The 16937-nt window shown below is 43.0% G+C and carries 7 protein-coding genes and 3 rRNA genes; 5 read left to right on the top strand and 5 right to left on the bottom strand.

The window, feature by feature from the left end:
* Window positions 1-24: 24 nt before the first annotated feature.
* The 3 genes from ACRWQM_RS00050 to hemN all read left to right on the top strand — a co-directional run bounded on the left by ACRWQM_RS00050 (window position 25) and on the right by hemN (window position 3948).
* Entirely contained in the window at window positions 25-1581 is a 1557-nt protein-coding gene (locus ACRWQM_RS00050) for a metal transporter (protein ID WP_434930846.1), read from the top strand.
* Window positions 1582-1632: 51 nt separating this feature from the next.
* The gene (locus ACRWQM_RS00045) at window positions 1633-2418 is read left to right on the top strand and encodes an NRDE family protein (protein WP_434930845.1); all 786 of its coding nucleotides are present in this window, start codon (window positions 1633-1635) and stop codon (window positions 2416-2418) included.
* A 189-nt stretch (window positions 2419-2607) separates the two neighbouring features.
* On the top strand, window positions 2608-3948 hold the full coding sequence (gene hemN / locus ACRWQM_RS00040; RefSeq protein WP_434930844.1) for an oxygen-independent coproporphyrinogen III oxidase: 1341 nt from the start codon (window positions 2608-2610) through the stop codon (window positions 3946-3948).
* 79 nt (window positions 3949-4027) lie between these two features.
* On the opposite strand, the gene add is transcribed toward hemN, so the two are convergent.
* A complete protein-coding gene (add, locus tag ACRWQM_RS00035; RefSeq protein ID WP_434927635.1) occupies window positions 4028-5023 on the bottom strand; it encodes an adenosine deaminase in 996 nt (331 codons plus the stop codon).
* Between the two features lie 224 nt (window positions 5024-5247).
* Here add and ACRWQM_RS00030 point away from each other — a divergent pair, with 224 nt between their 5' ends.
* The gene (locus ACRWQM_RS00030) at window positions 5248-7068 is read left to right on the top strand and encodes a DUF885 domain-containing protein (RefSeq protein ID WP_434930843.1); all 1821 of its coding nucleotides are present in this window, start codon (window positions 5248-5250) and stop codon (window positions 7066-7068) included.
* A gap of 88 nt (window positions 7069-7156) precedes the next feature.
* Window positions 7157-8137, top strand: coding sequence for an alpha/beta fold hydrolase (locus ACRWQM_RS00025; protein ID WP_434930842.1), 981 nt, complete (start codon window positions 7157-7159; stop codon window positions 8135-8137).
* On the opposite strand, the gene ACRWQM_RS00020 is transcribed toward ACRWQM_RS00025, so the two are convergent.
* The 4 genes from ACRWQM_RS00020 to ACRWQM_RS00005 all read right to left on the bottom strand — a co-directional run bounded on the left by ACRWQM_RS00020 (window position 8106) and on the right by ACRWQM_RS00005 (window position 16525).
* On the bottom strand, window positions 8106-10523 hold the full coding sequence (locus tag ACRWQM_RS00020) for a putative bifunctional diguanylate cyclase/phosphodiesterase (protein ID WP_434930841.1): 2418 nt from the start codon (window positions 10521-10523) through the stop codon (window positions 8106-8108). The genes ACRWQM_RS00025 and ACRWQM_RS00020 overlap by 32 nt on opposite strands.
* An 897-nt stretch (window positions 10524-11420) precedes the next feature.
* Window positions 11421-11536: ribosomal RNA gene (rrf, locus tag ACRWQM_RS00015) — 5S ribosomal RNA — on the bottom strand.
* Between the two features lie 144 nt (window positions 11537-11680).
* Window positions 11681-14583, bottom strand: a 23S ribosomal RNA gene (locus tag ACRWQM_RS00010).
* A gap of 397 nt (window positions 14584-14980) precedes the next feature.
* A 16S ribosomal RNA gene (locus ACRWQM_RS00005) occupies window positions 14981-16525 on the bottom strand.
* Together the 16S, 23S and 5S rRNA genes form the textbook arrangement of a ribosomal RNA operon.
* Window positions 16526-16937: the final 412 nt, after the last annotated feature.

Below are 16937 nucleotides of genomic sequence, written 5' to 3'. Positions count from 1 at the left end.
TTTGTCAATTTATGCTTGGAACCCATGCTCTATTTAGCCGCTAGTTGTATCGCTTTATTATTTGGCCCTTTATTTTACCGCTACTTTTCTTCTGGCAGCGGATTACAAAAAGGTCTAGATGGTTTTATATTCGTCTCTTTAGGCGGGCTGGTGCTCATCCATATTTTGCCAGAGCTATTGGAGCACGGTGGATTTATTACCTTGCTTTTCGTGGTATTAGGCTTGTGGGGGCCCACCGCAAGTGAACGTATTTTCCATCGCTATTCAGAGATCACCCACAACATAACGCTAACTCTGGGTATTGCGGGTTTGCTGCTGCATACCATCACCGACGGTGGCGCTATGGTGTTGTCGCAACAGCAAGGTAATTCTCCGCTGCTTGCTTTAGGGGTGATATTACATCGACTACCGGTAGGATTAGCGATTTGGTGGTTACTCAAACCACAGGTTGGCACTCGCTGGGCAAGTGTCGTTTTGATTGCCATGATGGCATTAACCGCGGTAGGTTATTTTGCTGGCGAACAACTACTTCATCAACTAAGTATTGAAAATACCGTTTATTTACAAGCTTTTGTGACAGGTTCAATTTTGCATGTGGTGCTGCATCAGCCCCATGGTGAACACTCCACAGATAAACAAGGCAAATACCAATACCAGGCGGGCATCGGCAGTTTGCTTGGTTTAGGCTTATTAGCGCTTTTGCTGTTACTGGATACTGGCAGCCAGGCACATTCAGACCATAACCACGCTCACGGTGTAGAGCAGTTTGTTAGCTGGCTATTAACGATCTCACCTGTATTACTATTAAGTTATTTATTTGCAGCGCTAAGATTCAAATTAGGACTACAACCTCAACATAAAAATCTCGCGTTACGATGGTTACAACGACTAGCTGGTCCTGAGTCCTTAATTATTACTCTGGCGTTATTAGGCCCCTGGTTTGCGCTATATCAAATTATCGGTTTAGCCGTTATTGGTGGTTTACTGACGTTAAGTAAAATCCCATTAACCGATCCACATTTACAATTACCCAACTCTGCATTGCGATTTGGCTTCGCTCATTTAGTCGACCGCAGTGCACCCTGGATCATATTAAGCTTAATATTAGCCAATTTAATTGGTCACCCATCGGTCCCCCTAGAAAACCCTGCATTGCAGGTGTTTATTCTGCTACTCGTCTTTATTCCGATGCGTTTTTGTAATCTAGGAGCGGCTATTTTAGCATTAGCGTTATTTTATAGCGGATGGAATCAGGTCGCGGTAGCATTTAGCTTACTTGCGGCACCGGTTATCAATATCGCACAGCTGAAATTAATGACCTGGAAACAAGGGTTAATGCTGGGCGGAGTGTTACTGAGCGCCTTTATTGTGGCAGACCAAGTCGCGTTAACCTCTAGTTATGTGCTTCAACTGCCAGAATCAATCAATATATTAAGCTTAGTGGTAATCAGTTTACTATTTGGCGCAAGCTTACTGCGTTTAGGTCCAAGAAAATTTTTAAGCCGCATGATCGCAAATCTTAAACCCGATCATCAGCATAGCCATAAACAACGCGGTGGACATTCTCATCACCATCACTAATGATTAGAGTCGGCTAACGGCTAGCAACAGCAAAAATGACAGGAGAAATTTATGTGTATTTTATTTTTCGCTATCGAAAGCCATCCTCAATATCCTTTAATCATTTGTGCTAATAGAGATGAGTTTCATCATCGCGCCACTCAACCTGCACAGTTTTGGCCTCCAGATCAAAACATACTGGCGGGTAAAGATTTACAAGCCGGTGGAACCTGGCTTGGTGTAAATCAAGCTGGCCAATTTGCTGGCCTGACGAATTTACGCACTCAAGACCTTCGGGATGGAGTGCGCTCAAGGGGTGAACTGGTTATCAACGCACTAACATCTCCTCACTCACAGTCTCCCCACTGGCCTATAACCTCACAATGGTTGCAAGCACATAGCCAAAATTACAATCCATTCAACCTAGTTTTTGAACATGAAAATACCCTTCATTGCTTCAATAGTCGTAGCGCTGCTACCACACAGTTAACTCAAGGCTTTCATGCTGTTTGTAATGGTGATATGGATGATGTGTGGCCCAAAATGGCGTTAGGTCAACAAGCTTTGCAGTCGTATATTGCGCAAGCCGATAACATTAGCATTAATGAATTACAGCGCTTTATGAAAGATACCACACAACCTGCTGACAACTTACTCCCTAACACAGGCCTAGACTTAGAGTGGGAGCGCCATTTATCTTCTATCTTTATTCAACACCCACAATATGGTACCCGTTCAACCACTATTATCCTCAAAGATAAACACGGCCATATCGATTTTTATGAAACACGATTTGACGGAAAAGGGCGAGATTTAGGTCAACAACACTTTAAAATAGCATCAAGCAATACTCGTTAAATGAAATGAATTAGCAGTATTTACCGCTGTAAAAAATACGTTATTGCAGCGCCTATCACATTCAAACATCAAATTTACAACCTAGATCAAAGTTATTGCCCCGGTAAACCTGCATAATTCGTCTATTGCTAATTTACTATCGGAGTACACGTCTTGGAGCAGCCCACACAAACTGGTTGGGATCAGTCAATGATCGAGAAATATAACTACAGCGGTCCACGTTATACGTCTTACCCGACAGCATTAGAATTTGATGACAGCTTTACTGAACAAAATTTACTGTCGGCGATTGAGGGCAGTAAAAGCGATAAGCTATCTTTATATGTTCATATTCCATTCTGTGCCAAGCTTTGTTATTACTGCGGTTGTAATAAAGTCATTACTCGTCATTCGCACAAAGCCGATCAATATATTGAATATTTAGCAGCTGAAATTATTAAACGCGCACCGTTATTTAAACATTACACTGTCACCCAAATGCATTGGGGCGGTGGTACACCAACCTTCTTGAAACCAGAACAAATATTGCATTTAACCACATTAATTAAACAACACTTTACCTTTGCTGAGGTTGGTGAATATTCAATTGAAGTTGATCCGCGTGAAATTGAACTCAGCATGCTGGATACCTTAAAAGAAGCTGGTTTTAACCGGGTTTCAATTGGTGTACAGGATTTCAATAAAGACGTTCAAGTTGCGGTGAATCGTGAACAGGACGAGCAATTTATTTTCGACTTTATTGCCAGAGCAAAAGAGTTAGGTTTTGTTTCTACAAACGTGGATTTAATTTACGGTTTACCATTACAAACGCCTGAAACATTTGCACAAACCATTGCACGCATAATTGAGCTATCACCAGACCGTTTATCGGTATTTAATTATGCGCATTTACCGTCGCGTTTTGCTGCGCAGCGTAAAATTAAAGATGTTGATATGCCGTCTCCACAGCAAAAATTGAACATGCTGCAACAAACCATTGAATCATTAACTGGCGCAGGTTATCAATTTATCGGAATGGATCATTTTGCAAAGCCAGATGATGAACTAGCTAAACTGCAAAATGCCGGTAAATTACACCGCAACTTCCAGGGTTATACCACCCAGGAAGAGTGTGACTTACTTGGCTTAGGTGTATCTTCAATCAGCCAAATTGGTGATTGTTATGCCCAAAACCAAAAAGATATCCGCCCTTACTACGAAGCGATTGATCAACAAGGTCATGCTTTATGGAAAGGCTGTAGCTTAAATCGTGATGATGAAATTCGTCGTGCGGTGATCAAGCAAATCATCTGTCACTTTGACCTAGATATGGCAAAAATTGAGCAAAAATTTGATATCGTGTTTGAAGATTATTTCGCTGAAGATTTAAAGTTGCTACAGGCATTTTTAGACGACAAGCTAGTCGATATTACAGATCGCCGTTTAACCGTCAGCCCTACGGGTCATTTGTTAATCCGTAACATATGTATGTGCTTCGACGTTTATTATCGCCAAAAAGCACGTCAACAACAGTTCTCTCGGGTGATTTAATTCTTTACGCTTAAAAATGTGCAATAGTCACAACAAAAAAGCCAGCATCTGCTGGCTTTTTTAATCAGCATCAAAAGCATTAGGCTTTTGATGCATATAATGCTTTGCGTTCACTATCTGACATAAACGCCATTTCAACGCCATTGCGTTGAACTTGCGATAATTGCTCATCCGTCAAACCCATTTCAGATTTAGCAACACGATATTCATGATTGATATCGATGTTACTTACCCCAGGATCATCCGTATTCAAACCAATTAACACATCAGAATTGAAGAACTGCATAAAGGGGTGAGAATCATAATCAGCAATAGTCGAAGTATGCAGGTTACTGGTTGGGCATGACTCAATACCAATACGATGCTTAGCCAGATACTCCATCAATTTAGGATCACGAATAGCATTAACACCATGGCCAATACGAGTCGCACCTAACACTTCAATAGCTTGCCACATGCTTTCAGGACCTGCCGCTTCACCAGCATGGGCAGTGATCTGTAAACCAGCATCACGAACACGCTTGAAGTGTTCTGTGAATAAATCCCCCGGAAATCCTAGCTCATCGCCGGCTAAATCAATCGCGACAATTTTATCTTTATGGGCCAGTAAACCTTCTAGCTCCAAACGGCATTTTTCTTGGCCGAATGAGCGCGACATAATGCCAATCAAGTTGATTTTAACGTCGTGCTCTTTAGTGCCCGCAGCAACGCCATCAATCACAGCTTCAACTACGGCCTCGATAGGTAGATTATGGTTCATCGCCATGTAATACGGGCTAAAACGTAGTTCGGCATAATCTAAGCCGGATACTTTAGCATCTACTACGTTTTCGTAGGCGACACGCTTTACCGCATCTAAATCAGCTAGCACTGCAACCATCCAGTCGAGCTTCTTTAAAAAAGCGACCAGGCTGTTCTCTTTACCTTGAATTTGCACAAATGGCGCTAAGGTTTCTAATGAATCAGCAGGCAGAACTATGCCATGTTTGTGGCCGAGCTCCCATATGGTTTGAACACGAACATTTCCATCCAAATGGCGATGCAAATCAACCAGCGGAATCGATTTATCTATCATTCGTAACCCCTATTAATTTTCTAGGCTAAATGTGTTTTCTATTTTTAGAACACCCAGTAACCGAAGTTTAACATGCATGAATAAAAAGTGACGCAAGAAATCACCAAAGATGCACAATCGGTAACAAATAATTGTGTTGAATCAACTAGCATGATTGAAGTTGAATTGTTATGTTGTGATGCAATAATGATATTTGTAATTTATTGTCTATTAAAGGGATTCATATGCGTAAGCTCATTCTACCTGTATTGATATTACTTTCTATCACTGGATGTAAAACAACCACAGGTTCAAAAGCCTATTATTATCTAGGCGACACCACTCAAAAACAAACAACAGACAATAAACAAAATATCAAAGCACCCACTCACAACGCTACTTTAGACTCAATAATTACTAATGCATGGCAATTAAATTTAGCATACTCACCAGAACTTGCTGCTAGCTTAGGTAACAAACGTACTGCTGGACAACTGCCTGATTTATCACCCGAGTCACTATCAGAACAAAATAAACAAACACAGCAAATTCTGAATACGTTAAAGTCGCTTGATAAAAGCAAGTTATCAAAAGATGAAATCATCAACGCTAAAATTTTGCAAGACCAACTACAAAACCAAGTTGATATGTATGCATTCAAAGATCATTATCTGCCTATCACGGCAGAAAGCGGCTTCCATGCTTACATTGCCAGTATGGCAACATCACCTTTCAACACTGCAGATGATTATCAGCATTACTTAGATAAACTGGCCGCACTGCCAGCCTATTTCGCACAACAAACATTTTGGTTAAAACAAGGTTTAGCGGCAGGTATTACCCCAGCAAAAGTGACGCTTATCGGCTTTGAAGATAGCATTAGCGCCTTTATCGTTCCCGTTGAGCAAAGTGGTTACTTCAAACCGTTTACTACCTTCCCGAGCCATTTTACTGAAACACAGAAGAACCAGTTCACTCAACAAGGTAAAATAGCAATTTCAGAAAAAGTGTTGCCAGTTTATCAAGATTTCTACGACTTCATGACCCAAGAGTACATTCCCAATGCAAGGCAACAAATCGCTGCCTCAGCCTTACCTGATGGGCCTGCATTTTATCAAAACCGAGTCGAATACTACACTACGCTGCCAATGACGGCAGAGGAAGTACATCAACTTGGGTTAACAGAAGTCGCCAGAATAAAAACTGAAATGGAACAAGTGATTACGAACGTTGGCTATAAAGGCACATTTGCAGAGTTTTTACATTTTCTACGTACTGACCCACAGTTTTATCCTAAAACCGCAGAAGAATTATTAAAAGAAGCGGCATATATTGCTAAAAAAGCCGATGCAATGTTACCTAAGTATTTTGGTAAACTCCCTAGAACGCCCTATGGGATTGCGCCTGTACCAGCTGAAATTGCACCTAAGTACACAACAGGAAGATACGCGGGTTCAGATAGGGATGATCAACCGGGATATTACTGGGTAAACACATATGCGTTAGATAAACGTCCTCTATATGAAATGGAAGCGTTAACCTTACATGAAGCAGTTCCGGGACATCACCTACAAATTTCATTAAATAAAGAGCTGACCGATTTACCTAACTTTAGGCGCTATAGCTATATTTCTGCTTTTGGTGAAGGCTGGGGTTTGTATTCAGAATACTTAGGCCTTGAAGCTGGTTTTTATCAAGACCCTTACAGTAACTTTGGCCGATTAACCTATGAAATGTGGCGTGCAGCAAGACTGGTGGTTGATACTGGTATGCATGCTAAAGGGTGGAGCCGCCAACAAGCTGTGGATTTTATGGCCGGTAATACTGCTTTATCTATGCATAACGTTAACACCGAAATTGATCGCTACATCTCTTGGCCAGGGCAAGCGCTCTCGTATAAAATCGGTGAGCTAACCATTAAACGTTTACGCGCAAAAGCAGAAAACACTTTAGGTGAAAAATTCAATATCAGAGAGTTTCATGATGCCATCTTAGAAAATGGTTCAGTGCCGATGCCTATTCTAGAGCAAATGATAGATGCATATATTGCTCAAAAATTAAGCTAGCCTTTACTGTTTACCCCGCTGTTATAGCGGGGTAAATACGCTATGATGAAATACTATCGACTCACCAGGAAAACAACTCTGCGACCTTATGATTTATAAAAAATTCTCGTCTGAAAAAAAACTCAATACACCAGAACAGCAACGTTTTTGGCAAAGTGTTGAGCAAAGCCATTTTAGTCGTAAAGACGGCGTTAATATTGCCTACTGTCAGGTGCTGCAACCAGACACCAAACAGGCCATTGTTATTAGTAATGGTAGAGTAGAATCATATATAAAATACCAAGAATTGATTTTTGATTTATTTCAGCAAGGCTACAGCATCTTTGCCCTCGATCACCGTGGTCAAGGACTTTCTGATAGACTAACGCAGCAGCCGCATCAAGGTTACGTAGGAAAGTTTGAGGACTATATCGATGACTTCTCCCATTTTATCGAACATATTGTCCAACCAACAAATCATCATTCTCTATCAATCATGGCACACTCAATGGGCGGCGCAATCGCCACACATTATTTGCATAAACATCCAACTATTTTTGATAGTGCGGTATTGTCAGCACCTATGTTTGGTATAGCCTTACCGTTTAATACCAAGATGGTGTTATGGTTAGCCAAACGTCTTGATAAGACATCGGCAATAACGGTTGAAGGTAAAGTCACTAGTAACTATGTTCTTGGTGGCACAGACTATAATCCAGCTCCCTTTATCAGTAACTATTTAACACACAGTAAGCACAGGTATGAACACTATAGAGAATGTTATAAAAAACATCCTCAATTACAACTTGGCTCACCGACCAACCATTGGTTGATTGAAGCCATTAATGCAGCAGAGAGTTGTGCAGAATTAGCCAAAAGTTCACCAACACCAATCCTCATTTTACAGGCAAGTGAAGATACGATTGTCACGAATCAATCACAGGACAACGCACTGAGTGCACAATGTCATAAGGTCGTCATCCAAGGTGCTTATCATGAGGTCTTTATCGAAAGCGATAAACTAAGGAATAAAGCATTAAGCCATGCTATCAACTTTATTAAACAACACTCAAAGACAGCTGAGACTTAACTAATTGAATAATATCGACCTCACTTAAAGGACGGCTGAAAATGTATCCCTGGAAGCCATTACATTTAGCGTGAATTAAATTACTAAGCTGTGATTTAGTTTCGACTTGCTTAGCAATAACCTGATAATCCAAGCGAGAGGCTAATTCAACTAACGCACATAACAATATTTGTGAACTAGGATCTTGCTTATCCTCTACAACATAACAAGCCGCTAATTTAACCTGTGAAAAACTCACGCCTTGCAGTTGATTCAGCGAACATAAGCCCGAACCAAAATTATCTAAAGCAACATTAAGACCCATATTTTGAAGCGTAATAATTTTTTCTTTAACCAATTCGGCATTAACAGAGAAAACATCCTCATTTAACTCAAACTGCAATTTACTCGGATTCACCTTACTGCTTTGAATGCGGTTTAATACCACACTTACAAAATGTTCTTGATGGAAGTGACGCGAGGATATATTTAAAGACATGATAGGTGTCGGCACTCCTAATGATTGCAACTGATGCAACACTTGACATGTCTTCTCAAGGATCCAAAGCTCTAATTCAAATATGAAATCCGATAATTCTGCAGCCTCTATAAATTTACGCGGACTAATAAAACCATGCTGTTGGTGATACCAACGTGGTAAAACTTCAACACTCATTACATGACCATCATCATCAACAACAGGCTGATACACTAAATTTAGCTGCTCTTGCGCTAGTGCAACTTTCAACTCGTGACTTAATTTAAAAGGTTGTATTTGACTATGATCAAGTTGTGGATGATAAATAGAACAGCCATTTGATCTTGGCTCTTTGGCATGTTCAAGAGCATTATCAGCCCTACCGAGTAGAGTTTGAGGCTCAAGTGACTCAACACCATCACATACTACAACTCCGACACGGGCTGAAATAGAAAGCTCTTGTTCGGCAACAGAAAAGCTTCTCCCAATTAACTGCCTGACCTCGCTAGCCAAAGCCAAGGCTCGTTTATTAGCGTGGCCGACTTCATTACCAAAGTTTTTAGCCAGTAAAATAAACTCATCAGCCCCTAAACGGGCAACAAAATCTGCTGATGAAAAAGCGCTTGATAACCTAGCGGCAATTTTCATCAATAATCGATCACCTAACTCAGCACCTAAGGCATCATTTAAAACAGCAAAATTATCTAGATTTATCAATAAAATAACAGAAAACTGGTTAACCTTCCGACTATGAACTTGCAAATCGTATAAGGAATCAGCCAATGCTTCACGATTAACTAAATCAATTAAGCCTGTATGAGCTTGTTTATCCTTATCAGACTCCGTTTTTTGAACTTTCACATCGCCTGATACATCCGTGATGGTACCAATAATTCGAACCGGTTTACCCTGTTGATCCCATTCGACTATTTTCCCTCTATCCAACACCCAAATATGTTTACCATCTTTATGCCTTAATCTATGAACGCTCTCATATTCAGTAGTTTTGCCATCAATATATTTTTGTAACGCATTTAATACATCTGCTTTTTCTTCACGGTGAAGTCGAGACTCCCAAACAGAATAATCACTATCCAACTCATAAGACTGATAGCCCAGCATATCCTTCCAGCGGTCTGAAACATAAACACTGCCAGTAGTAATATTCCAGTCCCATATGCCATTACGCACACCTTCAACAGAAAATAGCCACCTCTGCTCAGCATCGTTTAATCGTTTTTGGTTACGCTTGAGCTTACCACTTACTTGCACCAAGTAATCTCTGAGTGATGCAACCTCAAGCGAAGAACAAATAATTCCGCGCTGAAAATCAGAGGTATCAATATTTTTCGCTCTAAGACTTAAGCGGCTTAAGGGATGAATCCAAAACCAGTAGAGTAAGGCACAAAAAGCAATAAGAAATAATGAACCAACTCCCCATATTTGAACCGTCCTATTAAAAAGGGAATCCGATATTTGGGAGATCATCCCAGAAATATCATACTCGAGATATATCAATTCAACAGATTGCGCGTAGCTAAATCGATTGTTATCGGTTATAGGATAATAGCCCTGGATCGATAACCGGTCGAAATTGACTTGAAAATAGGGTTTATTGGATTGAATCACGCTTTTATGGATTGCGTTAGAGTAACCTTCGAGCACATTACTCGCATCACTCTCACGCCAAATAATATGATTTGCAAAATGAATAGTGCGGCTAGGATCCAAGATAACATAGACCATCATACTCATATCAGTAGAAATCAGAGCTACCTCTTGATCGATACGGCTAAAATCTTGCGCTTGTACTGATGACTCGATGACATGCCGCATACGAAATAGATCTTTTTTTAACTGCTCAGTCTGCTCTTCAGCAAGCTGCCGCTTGAGATCAGAATACTCATAGTAATATCCTCCAAATACCATGGCTAGGTGCATAGACAAGATACAAAATGGAATAATAAATGTGAGCGACAAATTCCGTATGTTAAACAAATGATATCCAAATCAGTAAAGCATTCCACATGCTAGCGGCAAAGCTTATAACAAGTAAAGAAATAGTTAGGGTTTTTATTGTAAATATAGGTGATAAAGTTATTGTTTATTAACAGCTTTCGACACCAATAATAATTTATTATAACGCGAATAATAATAAAAATTAATAACCGGAATTTAACTATAATAGCTATCGAATTTGAACTTAATTAGAAACATTATAGATTTTTAGTTTAAAGCCTATGTCTATTTCAGTTGAATAACATTCTATATTGCTCGAAAAAATACACAAAATACAAACGATAAGCATAAATTTTTCTAAATAAGCGTATATCCTTATATTCACCACATCACTGACATTCTCTAATATGATTGATTGATGTTAACCAGAAATCATAGATGTAAAAAAGCCCGTTACATTAGTAACGGGCTTATCATTACACTTACGAGTAAATTGGGCGCCTGGAAATGACATGCTCAACTCTCAAACGTAAAAAAGCCCGTTACGTTAGTAACGAGCTTATCACTACTCTTGCGAGTAAATTTGGCGCCTGGAAATGACCTACTCTCACATGGGCATATCGGCCACACTAATACTATGCTCAAATGACATGCTCAAATCTCAAACGTAAAAAAGCCCGTTACGTTAGTAACGGGCTTATCACTACTCTTTCGAGTAAATTAGGCGCCTGGAAATGACCTATTCTCACATGGGCATATCGGCCACACTATGTTTAATGTAAATTGTATGACTTATGCTCAAGAATAATTTTTCGACACAAAACAAAAAGGCCACTCAATTAGAGTGGCCTTGCTGTTTTATTTGGCGCCTGGAAATGACCTACTCTCACATGGGGAGACCCCACACTACCATCGGCGATACTGTGTTTCACTTCTGAGTTCGGAATGGGATCAGGTGGTGCCACAGCTCTATGGTTTCCAGACAAATTTGGTTATCTAACGCTATTTAGCTAGCATTAAATAATAATTCGGAAAGCTGATTGCTTTATCGGAGTTTGAGTCTCGTCACACTATTTAAGCGTCCCATTCTAATACTAAGTCGTATCAGTAAAACCCATCTGGGTTGTATGGTTAAGCCTCACGGGTCATTAGTACAAGTTAGCTCAACGCCTCACAACGCTTACACACCTTGCCTATCAACGTAGTAGTCTCCTACGGCCCTTTAGAGAGCTTAAAGCTCTAGGGATGACTCATCTTGGGGCTCGCTTCCCGCTTAGATGCTTTCAGCGGTTATCGATTCCGAACGTAGCTACCGGGCAATGCCATTGGCATGACAACCCGAACACCAGCGGTTCGTCCACTCCGGTCCTCTCGTACTAGGAGCAGCTCCCCTCAATCATCCAACGCCCACGGCAGATAGGGACCGAACTGTCTCACGACGTTCTGAACCCAGCTCGCGTACCACTTTAAATGGCGAACAGCCATACCCTTGGGACCGACTTCAGCCCCAGGATGTGATGAGCCGACATCGAGGTGCCAAACACCGCCGTCGATATGAACTCTTGGGCGGTATCAGCCTGTTATCCCCGGAGTACCTTTTATCCGTTGAGCGATGGCCCTTCCATTCAGAACCACCGGATCACTATGACCTACTTTCGTACCTGCTCGACGTGTATGTCTCGCAGTTAAGCTGGCTTATGCCATTGCACTAACCGTACGATGTCCGACCGTACTTAGCCAACCTTCGTGCTCCTCCGTTACTCTTTGGGAGGAGACCGCCCCAGTCAAACTACCCACCAGGCACTGTCCTCAACCCCGATAAGGGGCCAGAGTTAGAACATCAAAACTACAAGGGTGGTATTTCAAGATTGACTCCACTCCATCTAGCGACGAAGCTTCAAAGTCTCCCACCTATCCTACACATGTAGGTTCAATGTTCAGTGCCAAGCTATAGTAAAGGTTCACGGGGTCTTTCCGTCTAGCCGCGGGTATACGGCATCTTCACCGCAATTTCAACTTCACTGAGTCTCGGCTGGAGACAGCGTGGCCATCATTACGCCATTCGTGCAGGTCGGAACTTACCCGACAAGGAATTTCGCTACCTTAGGACCGTTATAGTTACGGCCGCCGTTTACCGGGGCTTCGATCATGAGCTTCTCTTGCGATAACCCAATCAATTAACCTTCCGGCACCGGGCAGGCGTCACACCGTATACGTCATCTTGCGATTTTGCACAGTGCTGTGTTTTTGATAAACAGTTGCAGCCACCTGGTATCTGCGACTGCCGTCAGCTTAGGGAGCAAGTCCCATCACCAACAGCAGCGTACCTTCTCCCGAAGTTACGGTACCATTTTGCCTAGTTCCTTCAGCCGAGTTCTCTCAAGCGCCTTGGTATTCTCTACCCGACCACCTGTGTCGGTTTGGGGTACGATCCCTACTAACCTGAAGCTTAGAAGATTTTCCTGGAAGCATGGCATCAACTACTTCATCACCTTAGTGACTCGTCATCAGCTCTCAACGTGTACATTTAAGTACGTGTTCCCGGATTTGCCTAAGAACACCGCCTACTACCTTAAACGCGGACTACCAACGCCGCGCTAGCCTAGCCTTCTCCGTCTCTCCATCGCAGTTAGCAGAGGTACAGAAATATTAATCTGTTTTCCATCGATTACGCCTTTCGGCCTCACCTTAGGGGTCGACTCACCCTGCCCCGATTAACGTTGGACAGGAACCCTTGGTCTTTCGGCGAGGGAGTTTTTCACTCCCTTTATCGTTACTCATGTCAGCATTCGCACTTCTGATACGTCCAGTGTGGGTTACCCCTTCACCTTCAACCGCTTACAGAACGCTCCTCTACCGCTTGCAGTAAACTGCAAACCCGTAGCTTCGGTGGTATGTTTAGCCCCGTTAAATCTTCCGCGCAGGCCGACTCGACTAGTGAGCTATTACGCTTTCTTTAAATGATGGCTGCTTCTAAGCCAACATCCTAGCTGTCTAAGCCTTCCCACATCGTTTCCCACTTAACATACACTTTGGGACCTTAGCTGACGGTCTGGGTTGTTTCCCTTTTGACAACGGACGTTAGCACCCGCTGTCTGTCTCCCGAGTAGTACTCATTGGTATTCGGAGTTTGCAAAGGGTTGGTAAGTCGGGATGACCCCCTAGCCTTAACAGTGCTCTACCCCCAATGGTATTCGCTCGAGGCGCTACCTAAATAGCTTTCGAGGAGAACCAGATATCTCCGAGTTTGATTGGCCTTTCACCCCCAGCCACAAGTCATCCGCTCATTTTTCAACATAAGTCGGTTCGGTCCTCCAGTTGATGTTACTCAACCTTCAACCTGCCCATGGCTAGATCACTCGGTTTCGGGTCTACGCCTTGCAACTAAACGCGCAGTTAACACTCGGTTTCCCTACGGCTCCGCTATTCGCTTAACCTCGCTACAAAACGTAAGTCGCTGACCCATTATACAAAAGGTACGCAGTCACGGTCTCAAGAACCGCTCCCACTGCTTGTACGTATACGGTTTCAGGTTCTATTTCACTCCCCTCACAGGGGTTCTTTTCGCCTTTCCCTCACGGTACTGGTTCACTATCGGTCAGTCAGGAGTATTTAGCCTTGGAGGATGGTCCCCCCATATTCAAACAGGATGTCACGTGTCCCGCCTTACTCGTTTTCATCTATGGTTAGTTTTCATGTACGGGGCTATCACCCTGTGCCGCTGAGCTTTCCAACTCATTCCACTAACACCCCATAGACTTAAGGGCTAATCCCCGTTCGCTCGCCGCTACTAGGGGAATCTCGGTTGATTTCTTTTCCTCTGGGTACTTAGATGTTTCAGTTCCCCAGGTTCGCCTCATACAGCTATGTATTCACTGTATGATGACCACTTATGTGGCCGGGTTTCCCCATTCGGATATCGTTAGCTCAAATGCTTATTACTAGCTCGCCAACGCTTTTCGCAAGTTATTACGTCCTTCATCGCCTCTGACTGCCAAGGCATCCACCGTATACGCTTAGTCACTTAACCATACAACCCAAATGAGTTTCACAACCCTTGTAAACAAGAGAATGAACTAATCAGACTGTATCGCAACTAGCTGGTTTTTACTTGTCTCACTCCCGACCAGGAAGTGTGACTCGCCTTAGTTTTTAGAATATTCAAGACACTTAAACAGTGTTTTGAGAACTCAAGATACTGATGCTTTCGCATCAATATTATTTTCGCACTAACGTAATCACACAAACGACAACGAATCATCATTTATGCGCCTTTAGTTAGTACTATCAGCTTTCCAAATTGTTAAAGAACAACACTTAACCGGCAAGCGGTGTGTTTCACTCTACTTCCGAAGAAGATTAACAAGTAATCTGTGTGAACACTCACATGCATCTCTGCACTTTAGGTATTGAGTTAGTCGTATAGGTAAGGAGGTGATCCAGCCCCAGGTTCCCCTAGGGCTACCTTGTTACGACTTCACCCCAGTCATGAACCACAAAGTGGTGAGCGTTCTCCCGAAGGTTAAACTACCCACTTCTTTTGCAGCCCACTCCCATGGTGTGACGGGCGGTGTGTACAAGGCCCGGGAACGTATTCACCGTGACATTCTGATTCACGATTACTAGCGATTCCGACTTCATGGAGTCGAGTTGCAGACTCCAATCCGGACTACGACGTACTTTGTGAGATTAGCTCCACCTCGCGGCTTTGCAACCCTCTGTATACGCCATTGTAGCACGTGTGTAGCCCTACTCGTAAGGGCCATGATGACTTGACGTCGTCCCCACCTTCCTCCGGTTTATCACCGGCAGTCTCCCTAAAGTTCCCGACATAACTCGCTGGCAAATAAGGATAGGGGTTGCGCTCGTTGCGGGACTTAACCCAACATTTCACAACACGAGCTGACGACAGCCATGCAGCACCTGTCTCAGAGTTCCCGAAGGCACTAAGCTATCTCTAGCGAATTCTCTGGATGTCAAGAGTAGGTAAGGTTCTTCGCGTTGCATCGAATTAAACCACATGCTCCACCGCTTGTGCGGGCCCCCGTCAATTCATTTGAGTTTTAACCTTGCGGCCGTACTCCCCAGGCGGTCTACTTAATGCGTTAGCTTGGGAGCCCAGTGACTAAGTCACCAAACTCCGAGTAGACATCGTTTACGGCGTGGACTACCAGGGTATCTAATCCTGTTTGCTCCCCACGCTTTCGTGCATGAGCGTCAGTCTTTGTCCAGGAGGCCGCCTTCGCCACCGGTATTCCTTCAGATATCTACGCATTTCACCGCTACACCTGAAATTCTACCTCCCTCTACAAGACTCTAGTTCCCCAGTTCCAAATGCAATTCCTAGGTTGAGCCCAGGGCTTTCACATCTGGCTTAAAAAACCGCCTGCGCACGCTTTACGCCCAGTAATTCCGATTAACGCTCGGACCCTCCGTATTACCGCGGCTGCTGGCACGGAGTTAGCCGGTCCTTCTTCTGTAGGTAACGTCACAGCAATAGTTTATTAAACTACTGCCTTTCCTCCCTACTGAAAGTGCTTTACAACCCGAAGGCCTTCTTCACACACGCGGCATGGCTGCATCAGGCTTTCGCCCATTGTGCAATATTCCCCACTGCTGCCTCCCGTAGGAGTCTGGGCCGTGTCTCAGTCCCAGTGTGGCTGATCATCCTCTCAGAACAGCTAGGGATCGTCGCCTTGGTGAGCCATTACCTCACCAACTAGCTAATCCCACCTAGGTTCATCCAATCGCGAAAGGCCCGAAGGTCCCCTCCTTTCCCCCGTAGGGCGTATGCGGTATTAGCAGTCGTTTCCAACTGTTATCCCCCTCGATTGGGCAGATCCCTAGGCATTACTCACCCGTCCGCCGCTCGCCGGCAAAGATAGCAAGCTATCTTCCCGCTGCCGCTCGACTTGCATGTGTTAGGCCTGCCGCCAGCGTTCAATCTGAGCCATGATCAAACTCTTCAATTAAAGTTTTTTTGAAACCCGAAGGTTTCGGCTCAATGAATTCTGATTGCTTTATTAACCGAAGTTAACAAAGTCTTTTTGTACATATTACTATGAACATTCATCGTTGCATTGAGTTTAAATTTTTTGATTGCTCTTCCTAAGAAGAAGCAATTTCGAATAACTCAATACCTGTGAATGTCCACACAGATTTCTTGTTTAAGTTGTTAAAGAGCGTTGATGTTGATTTTTCAAACATCGCCGTTGGACGCTAGGTCGTTGGCTTGGGCTGCGTATTCTACAGACCCTGTTGTCAGCGTCAAGTGTTTTTTCAAACTTTCTTTTCGCTGTTGATTTGATGATGAAACCGAAGTTTTTATCCTTTCAAATCAACCTAACTCGTCACTTTGCTTTCGCGCTGTGCCGTGTCAGTGGA

The organism is Shewanella sp. HL-SH5, assembly GCF_051163755.1.
Classification (GTDB): Bacteria; Pseudomonadota; Gammaproteobacteria; order Enterobacterales; family Shewanellaceae; genus Shewanella; species Shewanella glacialimarina.
The sequence above is the reverse complement of the archived record's forward strand: the minus strand, read 5'-3'. Positions and strand labels throughout refer to the sequence as shown.

Coding starts and splice junctions, on each gene's coding strand:
- ACRWQM_RS00050 (WP_434930846.1), top strand. CDS start 25: ATGCTCTATTTAGCCGCTAGTTGTATCGCTTTATTATTTGGCCCTTTA.
- ACRWQM_RS00045 (WP_434930845.1), top strand. CDS start 1,633: ATGTGTATTTTATTTTTCGCTATCGAAAGCCATCCTCAATATCCTTTA.
- hemN (WP_434930844.1), top strand. CDS start 2,608: ATGATCGAGAAATATAACTACAGCGGTCCACGTTATACGTCTTACCCG.
- add (WP_434927635.1), bottom strand. CDS start 5,023: ATGATAGATAAATCGATTCCGCTGGTTGATTTGCATCGCCATTTGGAT.
- ACRWQM_RS00030 (WP_434930843.1), top strand. CDS start 5,248: ATGCGTAAGCTCATTCTACCTGTATTGATATTACTTTCTATCACTGGA.
- ACRWQM_RS00025 (WP_434930842.1), top strand. CDS start 7,157: ATGATTTATAAAAAATTCTCGTCTGAAAAAAAACTCAATACACCAGAA.
- ACRWQM_RS00020 (WP_434930841.1), bottom strand. CDS start 10,523: ATGGTATTTGGAGGATATTACTATGAGTATTCTGATCTCAAGCGGCAG.